General features: G+C 71.9%; 25 protein-coding genes and 1 pseudogene. 11 read left to right on the top strand and 15 right to left on the bottom strand.

Annotation, left to right across the window (positions count from 1 at the left end):
• Nucleotides 1-93 precede the first annotated feature (93 nt).
• Together CRYAR_RS51225 and CRYAR_RS46790 are read right to left on the bottom strand one after the other, a co-directional pair.
• Nucleotides 94-597 carry a pilus assembly protein TadG-related protein gene (locus CRYAR_RS51225; RefSeq protein ID WP_035848820.1) on the bottom strand — a complete coding sequence of 168 codons (504 nt, stop codon included), beginning with the start codon at nucleotides 595-597 and terminating at the stop codon, nucleotides 94-96.
• Nucleotides 594-1,031, bottom strand: coding sequence for a hypothetical protein (locus tag CRYAR_RS46790; RefSeq protein WP_051571922.1), 438 nt, complete (start codon nucleotides 1,029-1,031; stop codon nucleotides 594-596). Before CRYAR_RS46790 ends, CRYAR_RS51225 begins: the two co-directional genes overlap by 4 nt.
• A 133-nt stretch (nucleotides 1,032-1,164) precedes the next feature.
• On the opposite strand from CRYAR_RS46790, the gene CRYAR_RS05430 reads away from it, so the two are divergent.
• Nucleotides 1,165-1,410 carry a hypothetical protein gene (locus CRYAR_RS05430; RefSeq protein WP_035848818.1) on the top strand — a complete coding sequence of 82 codons (246 nt, stop codon included), beginning with the start codon at nucleotides 1,165-1,167 and terminating at the stop codon, nucleotides 1,408-1,410.
• 547 nt (nucleotides 1,411-1,957) lie between these two features.
• Here CRYAR_RS05430 and CRYAR_RS44505 read toward each other — a convergent pair.
• From CRYAR_RS44505 to CRYAR_RS49430, 7 genes and pseudogenes are all read right to left on the bottom strand, one after another.
• The gene (locus CRYAR_RS44505) at nucleotides 1,958-2,326 is read right to left on the bottom strand and encodes a TadE/TadG family type IV pilus assembly protein (protein WP_063725872.1); all 369 of its coding nucleotides are present in this window, start codon (nucleotides 2,324-2,326) and stop codon (nucleotides 1,958-1,960) included.
• 878 nt (nucleotides 2,327-3,204) lie between these two features.
• Nucleotides 3,205-3,588 carry a hypothetical protein gene (locus CRYAR_RS05415; protein WP_035848812.1) on the bottom strand — a complete coding sequence of 128 codons (384 nt, stop codon included), beginning with the start codon at nucleotides 3,586-3,588 and terminating at the stop codon, nucleotides 3,205-3,207.
• A gap of 109 nt (nucleotides 3,589-3,697) precedes the next feature.
• Nucleotides 3,698-4,063 (bottom strand): fluoride efflux transporter CrcB, encoded by a 366-nt coding sequence (crcB, locus tag CRYAR_RS05410; protein ID WP_035848811.1) that lies wholly within the window; start codon nucleotides 4,061-4,063, stop codon nucleotides 3,698-3,700.
• The gene (locus CRYAR_RS05405; RefSeq protein ID WP_211247278.1) at nucleotides 4,060-4,461 is read right to left on the bottom strand and encodes a fluoride efflux transporter FluC; all 402 of its coding nucleotides are present in this window, start codon (nucleotides 4,459-4,461) and stop codon (nucleotides 4,060-4,062) included. Before CRYAR_RS05405 ends, crcB begins: the two co-directional genes overlap by 4 nt.
• A 16-nt stretch (nucleotides 4,462-4,477) precedes the next feature.
• Complete coding sequence (locus tag CRYAR_RS05400) at nucleotides 4,478-5,398, bottom strand: type II secretion system F family protein (RefSeq protein WP_035848808.1); 921 nt, start codon at nucleotides 5,396-5,398, stop codon at nucleotides 4,478-4,480.
• Nucleotides 5,395-6,273 (bottom strand): type II secretion system F family protein, encoded by an 879-nt coding sequence (locus tag CRYAR_RS05395; protein ID WP_035848806.1) that lies wholly within the window; start codon nucleotides 6,271-6,273, stop codon nucleotides 5,395-5,397. The genes CRYAR_RS05400 and CRYAR_RS05395 overlap by 4 nt, the downstream gene beginning before the upstream one ends.
• Nucleotides 6,273-6,878 (bottom strand): annotated as a pseudogene (locus tag CRYAR_RS49430) (ATPase, T2SS/T4P/T4SS family); the annotation flags it as partial. The gene CRYAR_RS05395 and the pseudogene CRYAR_RS49430, both read right to left, overlap by 1 nt.
• A 114-nt stretch (nucleotides 6,879-6,992) precedes the next feature.
• Here CRYAR_RS49430 and CRYAR_RS49425 point away from each other — a divergent pair.
• The 10 genes from CRYAR_RS49425 to CRYAR_RS05340 all read left to right on the top strand — a co-directional run bounded on the left by CRYAR_RS49425 (nucleotide 6,993) and on the right by CRYAR_RS05340 (nucleotide 12,681).
• A complete protein-coding gene (locus CRYAR_RS49425; RefSeq protein WP_035848804.1) occupies nucleotides 6,993-7,361 on the top strand; it encodes a hypothetical protein in 369 nt (122 codons plus the stop codon).
• On the top strand, nucleotides 7,358-7,666 hold the full coding sequence (locus tag CRYAR_RS05380) for a hypothetical protein (protein WP_035848801.1): 309 nt from the start codon (nucleotides 7,358-7,360) through the stop codon (nucleotides 7,664-7,666). The genes CRYAR_RS49425 and CRYAR_RS05380 overlap by 4 nt, the downstream gene beginning before the upstream one ends.
• Nucleotides 7,663-8,322 (top strand): hypothetical protein, encoded by a 660-nt coding sequence (locus tag CRYAR_RS05375; RefSeq protein ID WP_035848798.1) that lies wholly within the window; start codon nucleotides 7,663-7,665, stop codon nucleotides 8,320-8,322. The genes CRYAR_RS05380 and CRYAR_RS05375 overlap by 4 nt, the downstream gene beginning before the upstream one ends.
• 73 nt (nucleotides 8,323-8,395) lie before the next feature.
• Entirely contained in the window at nucleotides 8,396-8,839 is a 444-nt protein-coding gene (locus tag CRYAR_RS05370) for a helix-turn-helix domain-containing protein (RefSeq protein WP_035848796.1), read from the top strand.
• Nucleotides 8,836-9,231: a helix-turn-helix domain-containing protein gene (locus CRYAR_RS05365; RefSeq protein WP_035848795.1), complete on the top strand. Its 396-nt coding sequence runs from the start codon at nucleotides 8,836-8,838 to the stop codon at nucleotides 9,229-9,231. The genes CRYAR_RS05370 and CRYAR_RS05365 overlap by 4 nt, the downstream gene beginning before the upstream one ends.
• Nucleotides 9,232-10,072: 841 nt before the next feature.
• Nucleotides 10,073-10,330, top strand: coding sequence for a hypothetical protein (locus CRYAR_RS05360; protein WP_157017386.1), 258 nt, complete (start codon nucleotides 10,073-10,075; stop codon nucleotides 10,328-10,330).
• Nucleotides 10,327-10,587: a hypothetical protein gene (locus CRYAR_RS05355; RefSeq protein WP_035848792.1), complete on the top strand. Its 261-nt coding sequence runs from the start codon at nucleotides 10,327-10,329 to the stop codon at nucleotides 10,585-10,587. Before CRYAR_RS05360 ends, CRYAR_RS05355 begins: the two co-directional genes overlap by 4 nt.
• A 244-nt stretch (nucleotides 10,588-10,831) precedes the next feature.
• Nucleotides 10,832-12,016, top strand: a complete 1,185-nt coding sequence (locus tag CRYAR_RS05350; RefSeq protein ID WP_035848791.1) for a helix-turn-helix domain-containing protein — start codon at nucleotides 10,832-10,834, stop codon at nucleotides 12,014-12,016.
• 237 nt (nucleotides 12,017-12,253) lie between these two features.
• On the top strand, nucleotides 12,254-12,460 hold the full coding sequence (locus CRYAR_RS05345; RefSeq protein WP_035848788.1) for a hypothetical protein: 207 nt from the start codon (nucleotides 12,254-12,256) through the stop codon (nucleotides 12,458-12,460).
• Complete coding sequence (locus CRYAR_RS05340; protein WP_035848787.1) at nucleotides 12,460-12,681, top strand: hypothetical protein; 222 nt, start codon at nucleotides 12,460-12,462, stop codon at nucleotides 12,679-12,681. Before CRYAR_RS05345 ends, CRYAR_RS05340 begins: the two co-directional genes overlap by 1 nt.
• Nucleotides 12,682-12,835: 154 nt before the next feature.
• Here the strand turns inward: CRYAR_RS05340 and CRYAR_RS50595 are convergent, their stop codons facing one another.
• From CRYAR_RS50595 to CRYAR_RS42760, 6 genes are all read right to left on the bottom strand, one after another.
• The gene (locus CRYAR_RS50595) at nucleotides 12,836-13,090 is read right to left on the bottom strand and encodes an HNH endonuclease (RefSeq protein ID WP_035848786.1); all 255 of its coding nucleotides are present in this window, start codon (nucleotides 13,088-13,090) and stop codon (nucleotides 12,836-12,838) included.
• A gap of 56 nt (nucleotides 13,091-13,146) precedes the next feature.
• A complete protein-coding gene (locus CRYAR_RS05330; RefSeq protein ID WP_035848783.1) occupies nucleotides 13,147-15,117 on the bottom strand; it encodes a hypothetical protein in 1,971 nt (656 codons plus the stop codon).
• Between the two features lie 126 nt (nucleotides 15,118-15,243).
• The gene (locus CRYAR_RS05325) at nucleotides 15,244-15,612 is read right to left on the bottom strand and encodes a hypothetical protein (RefSeq protein ID WP_035848780.1); all 369 of its coding nucleotides are present in this window, start codon (nucleotides 15,610-15,612) and stop codon (nucleotides 15,244-15,246) included.
• 5 nt (nucleotides 15,613-15,617) lie between these two features.
• The gene (locus CRYAR_RS05320; protein ID WP_035848779.1) at nucleotides 15,618-15,926 is read right to left on the bottom strand and encodes a hypothetical protein; all 309 of its coding nucleotides are present in this window, start codon (nucleotides 15,924-15,926) and stop codon (nucleotides 15,618-15,620) included.
• Nucleotides 15,926-16,192: a hypothetical protein gene (locus tag CRYAR_RS05315; RefSeq protein ID WP_035848777.1), complete on the bottom strand. Its 267-nt coding sequence runs from the start codon at nucleotides 16,190-16,192 to the stop codon at nucleotides 15,926-15,928. Before CRYAR_RS05315 ends, CRYAR_RS05320 begins: the two co-directional genes overlap by 1 nt.
• A complete protein-coding gene (locus CRYAR_RS42760) occupies nucleotides 16,192-17,340 on the bottom strand; it encodes a phage major capsid protein (protein ID WP_051569783.1) in 1,149 nt (382 codons plus the stop codon). Before CRYAR_RS42760 ends, CRYAR_RS05315 begins: the two co-directional genes overlap by 1 nt.
• Nucleotides 17,341-17,444 lie beyond the last annotated feature (104 nt).

The raw sequence follows: 17,444 nt of genomic DNA, 5'->3' as shown, positions 1-17,444 counted from the left end.
GTCATAAGTCGGACAGTTCCCAGGTCACCGGGTACGACGTTCTACCCGGGAACGATCCCGGCCAATCGTCGAGAAGCGTCGGTCACAGTCCGATCAGGTGCTCCAGCGTACTCGCGCGGAGCTCATTACGACCCTCTCAATTCCGTCCGGTATACCGAACAATCGTCCGAACGGGAGGACAGCCGTATGCGTACAGATCAGGGTGATCTGATCATTTTGTACGCTCAGACGCGTGATAGCCCCTTCGTTTTGTATACCCCCGAGGTAGGTCCGCAGCTCAGCGGCTAGTTGGTCGGGGGTGGGTTCGGCTCCGTACGCGGAAATTGTGGCGACGTCGGAGGCGAGAGCGAGGGCGGCGGAGTCACACCAGGCTTGAAGGTTTCGCTGGGCCAGGAAGGCGCTGGAGGCGGTGGTCGCGCCGGCGATCAGCAGGAGGGCGAGGAGGGTGCAGAGCAGTACGAGGGGGGTGAGGCTGCCGTCGTCGTGGCTCCGGGCGGGTCGGCGGGTGGCTGCGGCGCGGTTGCCGGGGCCTTCGCTGTCGTGACGGGCGGCTTCACGACGGGTGCCTCCGGCGTGGGCGGCGGCGGGGCCCCTCACGGGGCACTCCGGAGATCGTCCACCTGTACGACGAAGCGGGCCTCGATGGTGTTTCTTCGCGCGTCGAGGAAGGTGGGAACCCCGGGGAGGCGGTAGGTACGGCGAACGCAGAGCTCGAAGCGGGCGCCCGGCTGTGAAGGCGGCTGGTTGACGGAGCTAACCGTGGAGTCGACGGTGAGGCCGTCGCAGGACCGTCCGACCGGCCCCCAGCGCAACTCCGCCGTACCGGAAAGGTCCTGATCAGCGAGCGCGAGCCGAACCGCGTAGCCGGCGCGTGCCGGCGCGGTGGCCGGATCCTCCGCGGTGGCGTAGGCACGCCCGGCCTCCCGCGCCGCCTGAGTGACCGCGAAAGCGTTGCGCTGAACCTCGGACAGCGCGATGGCGAGGTACAGGAGCGGCACGAGCAGGAGCACCCCAGCGAACACGAACTCCACGGTGGCCGCCCCCCGCTCCCCCACGATCGTGAGCCGAGGCCACCCCCGTCCGGGCCGACGAGACACTGTCCCAGCCGAGGAGGGCGCAGCCACCGCGAGACGAGACGCGGCCGCGGGTCGAGGCGCGGCAGCGGTGGGGGTCCGGGCCGCGGCGGAGTACCCGATCGCCGCCCGGGCGACGGTCACGGCGCGGGTGTCGGTCACGGCGCGGGTGTCGGTCGCGGCGCGGGTGTCGGTCACGGCGCGGGTGTCGGTCACGGCGCGGGTGTCGGTCGCGGCGCGGGTGTCGGTGGCCGCACTGCTTGCAGGCAGGGCAGGGCTCGTGGGTGCGGCACGGCTCGTGGCTTCCGGACGGGTCGTGGTGTCGACCGGGGCATAGGTCACGGCCTCGCGATGAGGCACAGCCGCACGGTGAGGCATGGGACCGGGTAGGGATTTAGGGCTCGTCACCACCGCAGCGCAGGGCACTGGCTTCGCAGGGGGCATGGCTGCGATTTGGGGCGAAGGCATGGCTGCGGGGTGGGGTTGCGCCATGGTGTGGGCCACTGCCGGGGGCTGAGGCACGACCGTGGCGGAAGGCATGAGCGCCCGTTGGAGCGCGCAGAGAGGGTCGGGCACAACCGCGGAGCCGGACGCGGCCAGGAAGTGACGAACGGCGGCGGGGCAGGGCACCGCGGTGGGGCAAGGCCAGGCGGCGGGGCAGGGCAGCACGGCCACACCGGGCAGCACGGCCACACCGGGCAGCACGGCCACACCGGGCAGCACGGCCACACCAGGCGGGGCCGCCGTAGCAGCTGGGGCCGCCGTACCAGCTGGGGCCGCCGTACCAGCTGGGGCCGCCGTACCAGCCGGGGCGGATTGGTCAGGGGGTGTCGCTGGTGCGAGCGGCGGGCGCGATGCGGCCGCGAGGATCTTGGGTGGGTGAGTCATTGGGGGCGGCTTTCTTCTACCGCGTGGGCGGTTACGCGGAGGGGGAGGGTGTCACCTACGGGGGCGAAGAAGACCGGGAGAGCGCCGGTGCACTCCACTGCGACCAGGCGGAGTCCACCGTCGCCGAGTTCGTCGCGGCCTATGCAAGTGATCCGTTCGGCGACGCTGCTGCCGGCGCCGTGCTGCAGGATTTCCTCGGCTCGCTCGGCGCCCTGGGCGACATCGATGTCGGCGTTCGCGGCGAAGCGCGCACCTTCCGCTGCGCATGCGGCGGCGATGTTGCGCACGTAGAGATAGACCGCCACCTGCAGGACGCCCAGCAACAGCATGAGCAGCACCACCGAAACCAGTGCGAACTCGACCACGGCCGATCCCCCGTCGCCGCGGGCGGCCGGAGTCCCCCGGGCTACCCGGGCTACCCGGGCTACCCGGGCTACCGGGGCTACCGGGGCTACCGGGGCTACCGGGGCTACCGGGGCTACCGGGGCTACCGGGGCTACCGGGGCTACCGGGGCTACCGGGGTAGCCGGGGTAGCCGGGGTAGCCCGACGCGCATTCGACTGCGCACACGCCATGAAGAGCATCCGCGGCGCCGAAAATACCCGGGCCACCGAAAACACCCGGGCCACCGGAAATACCCGGGCCACCCAAAGCGCCCAGACCACCCAAAGCAGCCGGACCACCCGAAACACCCAGCACACCGAGGGCCTGCAGAGCACCGCGAGCGCCCGAAGCACCCCGACCACCTCGGGCACCCGGAACACCTGGAACACCCCGACCGCCGCACGCACCCGAAACACCGCGACAGCGCAAAACACCGCGAGCACCCGGAACACCGGAGTCACCGACTCGTGTCGGAGACCACCTGGTCCAATGCGTTCTGCACCGCGACCACTATCGCCTCGCGGAAGACAGCGAACACCGCCGCGACCAGGCCGGCTGTCATGACCGTGACCATGACCCAGCCGGGTACGTCGCCGCGGTCACCGCGTGGGCGGCACGACAGGCGGACCAAGAAACGGGTGGGAGGCAGCATGGGACGCCCTCCGTGCGCTCGACGCGAATCCCAAGGCCCCGCACCAAGCGTACGGACCCCCTATCCGCCCCGACGACCGTTCACCCGAACTGTGGATAACTGCCCGCTCACCAAAAGTGACCCGATGCGCGAAAATGGCCCGCCCAGCAAGAAGCCGGGCGGGCCCACAGCGAAAGCCACCTCAGGCGGCCCTCCACTACGACAACCTCAGGCCAACTCCGAAGGACGACTCACGTCGTTCTCGTCCAAGATCACGCGGAGGGCGTCGGCCAGGCGGTCGGGCGGGATCTCGTCGTCGGGGCTCATCGGGCGGTCCGAGCTCCGGAAGCTGCGCTCCCAACCATGCCTGCCGTCGGCGAACACCAGTACGCCGTCGCCGTCCCCTTCGACCTCGGTGGCCCAGTAGCGGTCCTGGTGCTGACCGGTCAGCTCGCGCATGAACGACCCGAGTTTGCGTGACGTACCGGGGTTGCCCGCCTCCCCCATCGCGGCGAGGAACGCGTCGACCAGACGGGTGCGTTCGGCCCGTTCCGCTTCGAAGCCGGGTTCGGTCTCGGAGAACCCGTGCTCTTCCTTCCGGACGTCGACCATGGAACTGGCCTCCTTTGTGTTGTCCCTGGTCTCGTGCCCGAACAGACGTCAGCGAAACGTACCCAGCGGGTAACGATCACCGACATAAGACAAGTAAACGACAAAATGTCTAAAGCTGGTCAATAGCCAAAGCCGCTACCAGCCCGATCGCCGCTGCGCCCACGCCCGCGCACAGGCTCGCGACGACGTACAGCAGGGCCGCGAAGGGTTCGCCGCCGCGGGTCAGCCGGTAGGTGTCGTAGCTGAACGTCGAGTACGTGGTGAGTGCTCCGCAGAAGCCGGTGCCGGCCAGCGCGGTCACCGCCGGGGACGCCGGCAGCCCGGCCAGGAACCCCAGGATCAGCGACCCGACGACGTTCACCACGAGCGTGCCCCACGGGAACGTGGTGCCGTGCCGGGCCTGGATCGTCCGGTCGGTGAGATAGCGCAGCGGGGCCCCGACCGCCGCGCCGAGCGCAACCAGAAGCACGGTCACCGGCGCCGCCGGGCGAGCACGTACCCAGTTCCGGCGGCGCCCGCCCAGACCGCCACCAGCGCGCCGATCACCGTCGCGAAGAAGTAGGCCAGGCCGATCGCCGCCGCGCCGGAGGTCGCGTTGTGGCCGACGTCGATCACGTACGTCGAGAACGTGGTGTACCCGCCGAGCACGCCGACGCCGAGGAACGGCCGCACCAGCCGCTGGTCGGGGTACACCTCGGTGATCACCACCATGAGGACGCCCATCAGCAGGCAGCCGGACACGTTGACGACGAACGTCGACCAGGCGAACCCTCCCGGCCCGTGCGGCCACGCGACCGAGAGGCCGTAGCGGGCCAGCGCGCCGATCACCCCACCGGCGGACACCGCCGCGACGATCTGCTTCTCCCCCGACACGTGGGCCACGTTAGCTTCACCGCGTCAGCAGACTGATCGAGACCAGGCCCGGGTAGAGGGCGAAGAGCACGGTGACCGGCAGGATCAAGAAGACGACCGGCACCATCATCGCGATCTCCCGGCGTCCGCCCGCTTCGAGCAGCGCGCGGTGACCCGCCTCGCGGACGTCGGAGGCCTGGGCCCGGAGGACCTCGGCGAGCGGCGTGCCCCGGTCGAGAGCGATGACGAAGCCGTCGACGAACCGGACCAGCGGCTCCAACGCCGTCCGGGCGGCCAGCTCTTCGAGCGCGGTGGTCAGGCCCGCGCCCGACCGGCTCTCGTCTACTACCCGGGTCAGTTCGCGGCCCAGCTCCCCGCGGCAGGCCACGCTCACCCGGCGGAGGGCGGCGACAGGGGCCTCGCCCGCGGTGACGGCCAGCGCGAGGAGCTCGGCGATCACCGGCAGCTCCGCACGGAGCGCCTCGGTGCGGCGCCGGACCTGGACGGAGAGCCACCAGTCGCGCCCGAGCCCGCCCGCGAGCGCGCCGATCGGGGTCAGCAGCACGAGCCCGGTGCCGCCGCCCAGCGCGCCGCCGCTCACCGCACCGGCGAGCAGCCCGGCGGCGGCCCACCGCACCTGTTCGGCCCGGAACGCCGGCACCGAGCCGGGCCGCCCCGCCGCCGACAGCCGCCGCCGGATCCCGGCCCCACCGGGCAGCAACCGATCGATCCACCCCGCGACCACGTCTCCCACCGCCCGCCCGGCGACCACCCACTCCCGCGGACGCGGACCCGGGCGGCCACCTCCGCGCAGAGCGGCTCGGGACACGTCGGGGCGGCCCACGTAGGGCGCCAGCCGATCGTCGAGGCGGGGGTGGCGGGCGGGCGGGCCGCCCCGCAGCACCAGGACGAGCCCGAACGCCAGCGCGAGCCCGAACAGCGCTCCGACCGTGCTCACGCCAGCACCCGCCGGTCGGTCGGCAGCCGTCCGACGCGCAGCATCAGCCGGTAGGCCAGCACCGTGACCGCACCGCCGAACGCGAGCAGCACCCGTCCGGACGTGCTGTCGAAGACGCTGAGCGTGGTGGACTGGATCGCCAGCAGGAGCAGCACGAGCCAGGGCGCGGCCACCGCGAGGCGGGCCGCGTTGACGGTCCAGCCCTGACGCGTTTCGAGCTCGGCTCGGATCCGGGCGTCCGCGCGCAGGAAGCCCGAGAGCGTGCGCAGCAGCCGCCCGAGATCGGTGCCGCCGACCTCGCGGGCGACGCGGAGCGCCTCGCAGATCCGGTCGGCCACCGGATCGGCCAGGTCGTCCTTGAGCCGATCGAGGCAGAGCAGGAACTGGCCGGTGGCCCGATGGTCGGCCGCGAACCGGGCGAACGCCGGCCGCAACGGCGCCGGGCCGCGCTCGGCGAGTGCCGCCACCGCCTCCGGCAGCGACATCCCGGCCCGCACGGCCGAGGCCAGGTTGTCGACGACGTCGGGCCAGGCGTCACGCAGCGCGCGGACCCGAGCCGCACGCAGCCGCCGCACCAGCGCCACCGGGGCCAGGTAGCCGAACACCGCGAAGCACGTCGCGACCGAGGTGCTCCCCGTCACGACGAACGCCACCGCACCCGCGACCAGCCCCGCGAGGATCTGAGCCGCCCCGAGCCGCACCGCCCCGATCTCCCCCAGCCCCGCCGCCCGCAACAACTCACGCCGCCGCGGCCTGAAACCCCACCCGGACACAGCCCTCGAGCCACCGCGGCCCGGCCTCAGGGCGTCGATAGGGAAGCGACGAAGGAGCAGCACGGCGCCGCAGCCGAAGACGAACCCCAGCAACGCACCCATCAGGCGGCCCCCGCGAGCAGGGCGGGCAGGTCGACACCCGCGCGGGCGTAGCGCTCGCCGTGCGGTGGGAACCCGTCGCGGCGGGTCAGCCCCTCGCGCGTCGTGGCGAAGATGTCCGCGGTCTCGACCGCGCCGTCGCCGCTGCGCCCGCCCACCGCGACGATCTCCCGGACGCGGCGCTCACCCGCCGCCGTGAGCTCGACGTGCACGACCAGATCGACGCAGGTGGCCACGGCCGGGACGACGAACGACGGGTGCACGTTGGCCCCGGCCAGCAGCGGGAGCGTGCAGAGCTTGGTGACGGCCTGGCGGGCGGAGTTCGCGTGCACCGAGCAGAGACCGGGCAGCCCGGCGTTGAGCGCCAGGAGCAGGTCCAGCGCCTCGGCCTGCCGTACCTCGCCGACGATCAAGCGATCCGGACGCATCCGGAGCGCCTCGGTGACCAGGCGGCGCAGCGGGATCTCGCCGGTGCCCTCGAGGTTGGGCTGGCGGGTCTGGAGCGCGACCCAGTCGGGGTGGTGGCGCAGCTGGAGTTCGAACACCTCTTCGCAGCTGATCACCCGCTCGCGGGCCGGGATGGCGCCGGCCAGGCAGTTGAGCAGCGTGAAGTGTGCGAGGTTGCATAGGTGACTTCGAGTCACGCCGCTAGAAATGAAGGCGGCCCCGGGCGGTGCGGCTAACACCGGTCCCGAGGCCTTGATCGCCCCAGGAGGCGACCCGTGAGCATCATCCACGAGATTCCGACCCAGCGGCACGAGACCACGCCGCCCGCACCGTCCGCCCGTCCGCACTGGCTGCGGACGCCGTGCCCGGCCTGGTGCGAATGGGAGCACCGCGACGGCGACCGCCGCGGCGACCGGCAGCACATGGCGTTCGCAGGGCGGATCGAACTCGCGCTGTACGACCCGGCCGAGGCCGCGGACGACACCTACCAGCCGGAAACCCTCGGCGTCGCGCTCGACCAGCACGTCGACAACGCCGAGCCGGTCGTGATCCTGTACCGCGAGAACGACGAGGTGCGGCTGACCCTCGCCGAGGCCGAGCAGCTGCGCGGCCGCCTCGACTGGGCGCTGGCGGTGACCCGATGAAGACCGCCCTCCTCCTGCTGCTCGCGATCCTCGGCGCCGGCGGCGTCGCCGCTGTGTCGCTGTTCCTCATCACCCGCGCAACGGTGCGGCTGGCCGTGGCCGGCGGCGCGTTCCTGCTCGGCGCGGCCTGCTTCGTGCGGCTCGCGCTCGAGGGTGAGCCCGCGCCGACGTACGTCGGCATGCTCGCCCAGCTCGGCCTGGCCGCCGCGCTCGTCGTCGCGCTCGTCCGGTACGGGCACGCCCTCGACGGCCGCGACCAGGCGCCGATGCCGGGCCTGCGCGACCGCGAGGAGGCCTTCCGATGAGCCGATTCGCATACATCGTGCTCGACCGCCTTGTCGACGCGCTGCTGGCCGCCTGGCGCCGATCCGGCGCCGAGGACCGTTGGATCGGCTACCACCAGGCCCGCGGCCGCCGTGAGCGACTGTCCTGGCCGGAGTACCGCACCGAGCGCCGCGAGTGGCGCGACGCGATGGCCGCGCACGAGGGCGAGCCCGCCGGCGCCGTGCCGGGCCCCTGGTTCTTCGCGGCCCTGCTCGCCGTGCTCGTGATGGTGGCCGGCTACTTCGGTAGCGCCGCCGCCGGACTCATCAGCGTCGCCTCCGTCATGGTCAGCCGCCGGGCGCTGACGGGCGGGTCGCCGCGGTTCGAGGCGACGCCGGCGACGTTCGCCGGGGCGATCATCGCCGAGTCCGAACGGCAGCTCGCCGCATGGAAGGCGCTCCCGCCTGGGAAGCGTCGCAGCGCCGCCGAGCAGGACGCGTACCTCGACGGTCTGTTCGCTGCGATCGCCGTGATCGAAGAGACCACCGGGCGCGACCTGCTGGGGCTGTTCGACCCCGGGCCCGAGGTCAGCGGTCAGCCCGTGACCGGGCGACCGGTCAGCGCACCGTCCGGGCAGGTCGACGGCGACCTGTCGCACCCCGTGCCACCTGCACGGTCAGCTGACCGCGGCGCCTGACCGCCGCACCTTCAGACCAGCCCCGGGCACGGGCGGACAACCGTGCCCGGGGCATGCCCGAAAGGCACTCGTCATGCTTCCGCAGACGAACATCACGGCGCTCCCGGTCAGCAGCCCAGGCACCACCGGGCAGACGCCGAACACCTTCGCCCAGACCCTTCGAGAGCTCCGCCTGGCGGCCGGTCTCGGCCTTCGCCCGCTGGCCCGCGCTGCGCACGTCGACTTCTCCACGATTTCGAAATTGGAGCACGGTAGGCGGCCGAGCCCGGACGTCGCCCAAGCACTCGACGACGCCCTGCAGGCCGGTGGCCGCCTGGTGGCCACCGCGCCCCCGGCAAAGGTGCGGCCCGAGAACCGCCCGCCGGCAGCCGTCCGGGTGCGGACGCTGCGACCGGGGTGGGTAGTGCTGTCCGCCGACGGCGTCGACTTCCCCCTGCAGACCGCCGCGGCGCTGACCCTGATGAGCCAGCTGGCCGCCGAGGTCGCCCGCGCCGGGGCGCCGGAGGTGATCGCATGACGCCCGTCGTGCGGCTGCGTCAGGCCGCTGACCCGGCCGAGACGTTCGGCCAGGCGCTCGCCCGGTGGAGGCAGAGCCGCGGGCTGTCGCTGCGCCGCTTCGCCGATCTCGTGCACTACTCCAGCAGCTACCTGCACGAGCTGGAGCGCGGCCGGAAGACGGGCAGCCTCGCGCTGGCCCGGAAACTCGACGACGCCCTCGACGCGGGCGGCGAGCTGGTGGCGCTGGCGCCCGAGCAGAAACCGCCGATGCTGCCGGCAGCGCTGTCCGGTCGCCCAACGGTCCGCCCGGTCGCCGGTCGCGACGGCTGGATGGTGCTGCAGGTCGGTGACGCCGTCCTGGTGCTGGAGCCCGCCGAGGTCGACGCGCTCCGCGAGCAGCTGAACGTCTAGCGGACGCCCCGATTCCTAGCGGTGCCGTCCCCTAGACCTAGGGCAGGGCCTAGCGGACGGCACCGCCTGACCAGCGACCTAGCGTCTAGCGGCACCGTGCGGCCGGACCCCGGAAACCCCCGGATTCGGCCGCACGGTGACCTGCAACGCGAACCCCTAGGCTCGCATCGCCCGCACGATCGGGCCGCAACCTGATGCGGCCGGTGGGCAGCCAGATTGCGGGGTTGCGGCCAGGCGGAGGGACCGCCGGCGGTTGCGTGTTTCCGCAGGAGACCCGCAATCGGTACGGGGCGCGGCCCGGATTGCGGGCGCGCTGCCGCGCCCTGGCCCGCGCCCGGCATGAGCAGCGCGAACGGCCGCCGGGCGCGGGGCGCGGCACCTCACGGCGCAGGCCGAAACCGGGGTGTAGCGGCCCGCTGAGGTGTCGCGTTGCCGCGACACCCGGCGCTACACCGTCCGGCCAGCGCGAACGGGCGAGGTGTCGCGTGTAGCGGCAGTCCGCCGGAAGGCCCTCAGAGCGTCCTGAGGGGCGGTCGCGGTAGCGGTCGCGGACGCGACACCGGTCGCGGCAACGCGACCAGACCCGCGACCGGGCGAGGTAGCGGCCCGTGCAGGGGTAGCGGCGCCGCTACCTGCAGCGCTACCGCTGACGCTCCTGTTCGGAGCGCACCGGCAGCGCGCTGGTCGCGGGTAGCGGCACTTCGCCAGAGGGCCGGAAACCGGCCTGTGGCGCGATTTCAGGGACACCCATGGCGGGCACACCTAGGCCCTCCGATCGGGATCGAGCGGCGCGCCGACGTGCTCGCCGTTCACCCCCGCGCCCCGGGCGTCGGGTGGCGAGATGAGACGGCAACCGCTGACACCAGACCAGCGCGCGATGCGCGCACGGATCGCCGGCCTCACCGGCTGGTCAAACACCCGCGACCGGACCGAACGGGCCCGCGGTGCCTACGAGACCCGCCGCGCGAACCTCGCCGAACGGCTCGACCCGGACGGTGCGATGCGGCCCGACGAGCGCGCGGCCGCAGTCGACTCGGCGATCAAGGCGCAGATGGCCCGGGCCGCGTTCGCCCGTAGCCGGAAGGCTGCACGACGGTGAAGTACATCGACGAAGCGGGCCGCGAGTTCTTCGTCAACATCCTCGGACAGCTGGTCCCTGCCAACCGGCCGCTCGACCCGCCCGACCACTGGCCGGAGGCACGCAAGGCAGGATGGCGCGTCGGCGCCGCAGCCGCGCACGAGGCGAACCTGGCCGGGCGCCGGATGAGCAGCGCGCAGGTCCGCCGGCTACGTCTGCTGCTCGGCCTGGTCGACGACCACCGTTCGGAGGGGAAACCCGTCAGACGTACCGCGTAACACCGTCATCACGCATAGCGTCGAACGTGCCCGGTCGCGTCCTGGTCGGCATACCTGACGCGACCGGGTATGAACAGCACGAAGCCCCGTCCTCGACGACCAACAGGACGGGGCTTCGCTGCGAGTAGCACCCGCGACGCGGGTAGCCGCCCTCCACGGTAGACGTCGACGGCCCGCGCCGTGATGCGTCCGCGCGTACTGTCGGACCCGCGAGTAGTACCCGAGCACGGAGGGCGGGCCGACCATGCCCGAGAAGACCACCGGTGAACGCATCAGGGCCAGACGACTCGACCGCGGCTGGTCGCTGACCGTCGTCGCCGACCGCGCCGGCATCACCGCCTCGACGCTCTCCCGCATCGAACGCGGCCTGCGCGGTACGAACAACCGGCACCTCATCTCCGACCTCGCCGCCGCGCTGGAATGGTCCGTGGCCGACCTCACCGGACAGCCGTACGTGCCCGCCGACCGCCAGCTCGAGGCCGCTCACGCCAGGATCGCGAACCTGCGGACCGCGGTCGCTGAGACCACGCTCGAGCTGGCGCCCGTCGACGGGCACGAGCCCGCGCCGATGGCGCAGCTCGAGCAGCGCGCCGAGCTGGTGATCGCCCGTGGGATCGCCACCGACTACGCCGCGGTCACCGACCTGGCCCCGGCGCTGCTGATCGACCTGCACGCGCACGCGAAGGCCGGGAACCGGCGCGCCGCCGAGCTGGTCGTGAACCTCGGTACGCCGATCTCGCCGGCGTTCCGGTACCTCGGCTACCTCGCCGACTCCGCGCTGCTCACCGAACGGGTGCGGGAGTACGCGGAATGGCTGGGGCAGCCCGTGCCGCTGGCCATCGCGGACTTCCTGCGCGCCAACGCCTCGGCCGCGATCGGGTTCCGTCGCTCGGCCGCGATCGCCGAGCAGGCCCGGGTCGAGCTCGACCGGCACACCGACGAGCCGGGCGCCCTGGACATGCTCGGCATGCTGCATCTGACCGGCGCGCAGTCCGCCGTCGGGCAGGGACGGCGCGGTGAGGCCCTCGACCGGGTCGCTGAGGCCCGCGCGATCGCCGAACGCACCGGGCAGACCTCGACCGCGGCCCTGTTCTTCGGCCCGGCGAACGTCACCGTGTGGGAACTGGGGCTGCGCGTCGACGCCGACGAGCCCGGTAAGGCCGTCGAGGTCGCGGCCGGCGCCGACGTGACCGCGCTGCCGAAGATCCGGCAGGGCTACTTCTGGCTCGACCTGTCCCGGGCGTACACCGCGATGGGCAAACCCCAGCGGGAACGCGCCGTGAGGGCGCTGCTGACCGCTGAGCGGGCCGCTCCGCAGTTCACCCGGTCGGCGCCGCTGGCCCGCGAGACCGCGCGAGCGCTGCGCGCCGCCGGCGGGGACTCCCGTGATTCGGCCCTGCGCGGCCTGTGCGAGCGCCTCGGCGTGTGAGCCGCTACGCCGCTACCTCGCAGGTCACGGGCAGCATCGGGCGCTAGCTCCGGCGCTACGCCTAGCAGCTGCACCCGCTACGCGTAGCGGCCCGCTGACGTGCTGTTGCCAGGTGGCAAAGCGATCACCACTGCCGTACCTAGCGTCACAGCCGCGCCACCGACCGGTGGCGCGGCGCGGGAGCGCGAACTGGTCGGCACCGTCGCGCTCCCGCCCCTCGACGCGAGGGGACACCCGATGCGATGGCACCGAGACCTCACCGGCGGAGACGTCTCCACCGCGCACGCACTGCTCAACCAGCACTCCCGGTACGTCGAGGGCGGCGTCGACCGCTGCGCAGGCCTGCACGGTGCGCACGCCCAGGCGCCCCGCTGGCCCTGCAGCCAGGCGAGCTGGGCGATCAGCGCGCTCGCCGCCGAGGATCGCGGAGAGGTGCCCGCCTGATGCCGAACCTGTACGCCGACGCGGCCGGCACGCACCCGCTGAGCGCCGAGCCGATCCCCGTCAGCCCCGACGACCTCGTCGCCTGGGTTCACGACCTGCTCGCGGGCCGCGGGCTGGCGCCGGCGCTCACCCCGGAAACCCGCGACGCCGCCGAGCACGCTGCGGCTCTCCTGCTCGGCGCGCTGGGGGTCGCCACCCCTGATGCCGATCACTCTGAGTGACATCAATGAGGTTACGGAGGGCTACAGCAGCCACACGGCGACCGTCCCAGCATTCTGACCTGGGGATTTAAATTCGCCACGTAGTACGGGGGTGGCGCTTATCAGGTCCAAAAACCCATACCGGACATCACTCACTGTAAGTAATCACTGGTGGTCACCAATTCTGTGACGTTTTGAGCTTCGTCACGATCGGTTTCTTCCCTTTGCGCGAGTTGCATCGCATGTGCGCGGGCGCAAGGTTGGCGAAGTCGAGGGGCGCGCCACCCAGCGCCATCGGGACGATGTGGTCCACCGAGTCGGCACCCCCGTGCCCACATATCCAGCACGTACGGGAGTGCTTCAGCACGTACGCACGCGCACGCTTCCACGCCTGCGTACCTCGTAAGTGGGCAGCGTCGCGGTACTCCATCCCTACCCCCTCCACCCATGGCGGTAGGGGGCACCAGCGCCCCTGGTGCCCCCTACCTACCCCGCCCGCTCGTAGAGGCTGAGCTCCCGGCCCTGCACGGCACCCACCAGGCGCCCGTCGAGGTACACGTTCCCCTGGCCCTGCTCGCGGCGCATGCCGCGCACCTCGCCGATCAGCTCCCGCACGAGCAGGGAGAGCTGGTCCCCGCCGGACGTGCCGCCGCCTGGCGAGCCGCCTGTGTTCTGTGCGCCCCAGGACACCCGGCCGCCGTACCAGGCCGCAGCCTTATCGAGGATCTCCCGCGACCGGGAGGTGATGCCGTTCTTCGGGACGTACGCCTCTTCTTTCGTCGCCCGCTCGCCGTACATGATCGTCGGCGACGACACGGTGTGCGCCTGCACGACGCCACCGGCGGCCATCATCTTGTCGATGCCGCCCCAGCGGCGCAGCGACTTGTCCTTCGCCGCGGCCGCGTTCGTCGAGCCGGTCGCGTTGAAGATGTCCAGGTGCTCGGTGATCACCTTCGTGCGCACCTCGTCGGGCAGCGACGTGAGCGCGTTCTGCAGCGCCTTGACCTGCTCGGTGCTCAGCGTGGCGCCGGGCACGGAGACCTTCGACTTCACGTCGCCGGGCACCCGGAACAGCTCGTTGATCAGCCCGGTAACCGTTTTGGTGTCCAGGCCGGCCGCGTCGGCCTGCTGCAGGATCGACTGCCGTAGCGCCTCGACCTGGGTAGCCGACAGGTCGTTGGCGCTGGCGTAGTTCTGCGCCGTGGTGATGGCCTGCGTGAGCGCGGTCGTGTTCGCCCGGCCCGCCTCGGTCGCGGTGTCCAGCGACGTGCCGTGCGACTTGACCGAGTTGGTCACCCCGTCGAGCGCCGCCTGGTACGCCACCTCGGACTGCACACCGGCGATTGCCGAGCCGTTCAGCGTGTCGAGCGCGCCTTTCAGTCCGCCGGCGGCGTTGGTGGCCTCGGCGAACGAGCCGGTCAGCAGCTTCACCTGATCGATGGCGAGCTGCTGCGCCGGGGTGACCGCGTCGAAGGACGACCCCAGCCCGGTGACGCTGTTCTTCGTCGCGTCCAGCTGCTCTTTGAAGCCCTCGTAGGACTGCTTGACGTCCTCGCCGAGCAGACCCTTCTGCGCCAGCCACCCGAAGGCCTCGGTCAGCCCGTTGACCAGGCCGAATCCTGCCTGCAGGATCGCGTTCAGGCCGCTGAACGCCATCTGCAGCCCGGTCGCCGCGGCGGCGCCGTTCTGGCTGAGCATGGCGAACCCAGTACCGAGCGTCTCTCCGATCTGGGCTATCCCGTTGCCCAGCGCGGTCATCACGGGCCCGGCCGTCGACGAGAGCACCGCGACCCCGCGGGTGATGCTGGCGAAGGCCTCGCTCGTCTTCGCGGCGAGCGGCTCGAGCATCGGGGCCAGGTTGGAGAAGGTGGCCTTGATGTCACCGAGGCTGGCCTTGAAACCCTCACCCACGGTCGAGAACGTCGCGAGCAGCGCGCCCTTGAACGGCTCCGCGGCCTCGGTCAGCGCGTCGACGATGTCACCGCCGAGCACCGACGCGGCGCCCTTGATCTCCGGATCCTGCAGCGCGAGCGCGATACCCGCGCCGATACCGGCCGACGCGACACCCGCGATCAGGGCGCCACCGATAGCCGCACCCGCCACGGGCGCGGCGGCGAGGAGGCCGGCGAAGATGGCGCCGCCCGCGTACGGGCCGCCCGGTCCGAGCGCCTCGAACCCCGACGAGATGCCCGACGCGAGGGTGCTCCCCGCCTTCTTGCCGGCCTCGGCCGCGTTCGACGCGAGGTTGGAGAACGCCGAGCCGAGCTTCGACGTGACGCTCTTACCGGCGGTCTCCGCCTCGCCGGCCAGGCCCTTGAAGAGGCCCCCGCCGATCGACTTCTTCTTGTCGAGGTTGTCCGCGGACTTCCCGACGCCGTCGAGGGCGTCGCCGAGCCGCTTGACATCGCTGGTCCCGCTGGCGCGGGCCAGGACGTCGAAGACGAGTTTCTCAGCCACCGGGTGGCCTTTCGTTGGTGAGCAGCTGCAGGTCGTCGTGGAACGCGACGAGCCCGGCCGCGGTCAGCGTCCGCAGTTCCGTCGGGCCCACCGAGTAGATGCGGGCCATCACGGGCGCGATCGCGGTCAGGAACTCGCCGAGGCGGACGTTGCCGAGCCACCCGGCGAGCCGTCCAAAGGGGCGGCGGCCGCGGCCTCCTGGACGTCGGGCACCGTCTCGCTGCGCGCCTTGAGCGTGTGGATGTTGAACTCGCCGAACGGTGTGCGCAGGCCCGCCTGCCGGTAGGCGAGCCAGATGAGCGCACGCAAGCCGAGCGCGGACGCCTGGCCCTCCAGGGCGCCGATCACCAATCTGATCGGGTGGCCGAGTTCCTTCTCGATGGCCTCCAGCTCGAACGCCGGCGCGCCGGCCAGCTGCTCGACGTCGAGGGTCAGCCATTCGGGCCCGCCGAAGTGGGCCCGGTCGGCAGTGTCGAGGCTGAATCTGATCGACATCGCGGCTACACCTCGCCCGGCGACGGCCGCGGGCGCCGTGCGCTGCGCTGCAGGTCTTCGAGGCGCCACGTGCGCTGCATCTCGTCGAGCTTGCGGCGACGACTCTGGACGGTCTCCGGAACGCCCTCGCTCACACTGCGCAGGCCGGGCCGGCGCCTGCGCAGCAGGTCGGCCGCGCGTCCCTCTTGGAGGGCCCGCTGAGCGGCCTCCGGCGCGATCCCGAGGTGTTCGCCGAGGCTGCGCACGGCCTCGCTGTACTTGCGGACGACGGCGTACTCCGTCGCCTCGCCGGCGGATGCCTGTTCGATTTCCATCAGGAGTACTCCTGCGACATGTATGGGGACCGCACCGGGACACCGTCCGGGCCCGGGACGAAAACGCCGCTGTAGTCGTTTCTCTGCGTCTGCTGGCCGGATGTGCCGTCGAGGTGAACCGCCATGCCGGACAGCAGCATGCTTCGCGCCTCGGCCTCGGGAAGCTCGATCTCCTCACCGGGCTCGGGCCACGTAGACCACACGCCGTTGTCGCAGCGGTCGCCGACGATCTTCCCCGCCATCCGCACGCGCATCGTCTTCGCCATCAGGACGCACCCCCAACGAACGCCCGGACCGCGCCCGAGGTGTCTGCAAGAACGGAATCCGCGCGCAGCAGCGCCCGGTACTGGATGGTGCCGTTGTTGAATCCCGGTCCCGTGGCCCGCTCGAGGCGCAGACCGGCGACCAGGCGAACGACGAAGCGGTAGAGGTCGCCGAAGATGATCGACCGGTTGCCCAGGCCGATGGCCGGCACGAACGGGTCGGTCCAGACGGGCTTGCCCAGCAGCAGCTCGACGCCGTCGGCGCGGGTCTGCACCGGGAACACGTACTGCCCGTCGGAGCCCTTGAGCTGACGCACCTGCAAGAGCGTGGTGTCGCGCATAACCCACCCGGTCGTCGACAACTCCCGGCACGGGGCGATGAGGCTGTAGAACAGCGCCAGCACGTTGTCGGCGGTCGGCGCGCCGCTCACCCCGGTGCCGCCGGTAACGGCCACCGTGGCGTTGGGGACCAGGCCCGCGGGCTGAGCCGAACCGGTACCGGTGGCGAGGTAGCCGCCGAGCGTGACGCCCAGCGCCCGGCCCAGCTCGAGGCCGAGGTAGTCGACCATGTCGATGCTGGTGTCTTCCTCGAGTTCCTGACTCAGGTCGACCTTCGCGCCGAACTTGTAGGCCCCGAGCGAGCGCTGTCCGAACGTCGGTTCGGACGTGGGGATCGTGGCGCCCTCGGCCACCAGGGCGCCGCTGGAGTGCGCCGTGGTGGTGGGCATCGGTAAGGCGTCGCCCTTTGCCGTCATCAGCGTGCGGGCGCCGCGGGCGATGCCCGACACCTCGCTGAGGTGAAACACGACCTGGTCGACGAAGCCTTGCCCGACGGTGTTCGCGCCGGCGCCGCCGGTCAGCTTCGACAGGGCGCGGGCCTCGTGGTCGGGCGCCCACGGGTCCATGACGTTGTCGAGCACCTTGCCGCGGCGGCCGCGGAAGAACTCGTTGAGCTGCTCGCGCTGCTCCTGCAGGCCCCGGCGGTACAGCAGGCCGCGGGTCTCTTCGATACGGGCGCTGCGGGCGATGAGGTCGCGGGTTTCGCGTTCCTCGATGTGGACGCCGGCGCGGGCGCGGACTTCCAGCGAACGAATCCGATGCGAGTCACGCATCAGGGCGTGCTCTAAGGCGTCCGCGAGGGACTGGGACATGCGTAGACCTCCGAGGTCATCAGCTGAATGAGCGGGGAGTGTCCGCAGTCCGGGCCCGGGTCGGCGCGCGCCAGGAGTGAGAACCGATATGAAGTTGGAGTCAG

Source organism: Cryptosporangium arvum DSM 44712, assembly GCF_000585375.1.
Taxonomy (GTDB): domain Bacteria; phylum Actinomycetota; class Actinomycetes; order Mycobacteriales; family Cryptosporangiaceae; genus Cryptosporangium; species Cryptosporangium arvum.
Note: the sequence above shows the minus strand (reverse complement) of the source record. Positions and strands in the feature narration are given on the sequence as shown.

Coding starts and splice junctions, on each gene's coding strand:
- CRYAR_RS05415 (WP_035848812.1), bottom strand. CDS start 3,588: ATGGTCGACGTCCGGAAGGAAGAGCACGGGTTCTCCGAGACCGAACCC.
- CRYAR_RS05395 (WP_035848806.1), bottom strand. CDS start 6,273: ATGGGTGCGTTGCTGGGGTTCGTCTTCGGCTGCGGCGCCGTGCTGCTC.
- CRYAR_RS05380 (WP_035848801.1), top strand. CDS start 7,358: ATGAAGACCGCCCTCCTCCTGCTGCTCGCGATCCTCGGCGCCGGCGGC.
- CRYAR_RS05375 (WP_035848798.1), top strand. CDS start 7,663: ATGAGCCGATTCGCATACATCGTGCTCGACCGCCTTGTCGACGCGCTG.
- CRYAR_RS05370 (WP_035848796.1), top strand. CDS start 8,396: ATGCTTCCGCAGACGAACATCACGGCGCTCCCGGTCAGCAGCCCAGGC.
- CRYAR_RS05365 (WP_035848795.1), top strand. CDS start 8,836: ATGACGCCCGTCGTGCGGCTGCGTCAGGCCGCTGACCCGGCCGAGACG.
- CRYAR_RS05360 (WP_157017386.1), top strand. CDS start 10,073: ATGAGACGGCAACCGCTGACACCAGACCAGCGCGCGATGCGCGCACGG.
- CRYAR_RS05350 (WP_035848791.1), top strand. CDS start 10,832: ATGCCCGAGAAGACCACCGGTGAACGCATCAGGGCCAGACGACTCGAC.
- CRYAR_RS05345 (WP_035848788.1), top strand. CDS start 12,254: ATGCGATGGCACCGAGACCTCACCGGCGGAGACGTCTCCACCGCGCAC.
- CRYAR_RS05340 (WP_035848787.1), top strand. CDS start 12,460: ATGCCGAACCTGTACGCCGACGCGGCCGGCACGCACCCGCTGAGCGCC.
- CRYAR_RS50595 (WP_035848786.1), bottom strand. CDS start 13,090: ATGGAGTACCGCGACGCTGCCCACTTACGAGGTACGCAGGCGTGGAAG.
- CRYAR_RS05325 (WP_035848780.1), bottom strand. CDS start 15,612: ATGTCGATCAGATTCAGCCTCGACACTGCCGACCGGGCCCACTTCGGC.
- CRYAR_RS05320 (WP_035848779.1), bottom strand. CDS start 15,926: ATGGAAATCGAACAGGCATCCGCCGGCGAGGCGACGGAGTACGCCGTC.
- CRYAR_RS05315 (WP_035848777.1), bottom strand. CDS start 16,192: ATGGCGAAGACGATGCGCGTGCGGATGGCGGGGAAGATCGTCGGCGAC.
- CRYAR_RS42760 (WP_051569783.1), bottom strand. CDS start 17,340: ATGTCCCAGTCCCTCGCGGACGCCTTAGAGCACGCCCTGATGCGTGAC.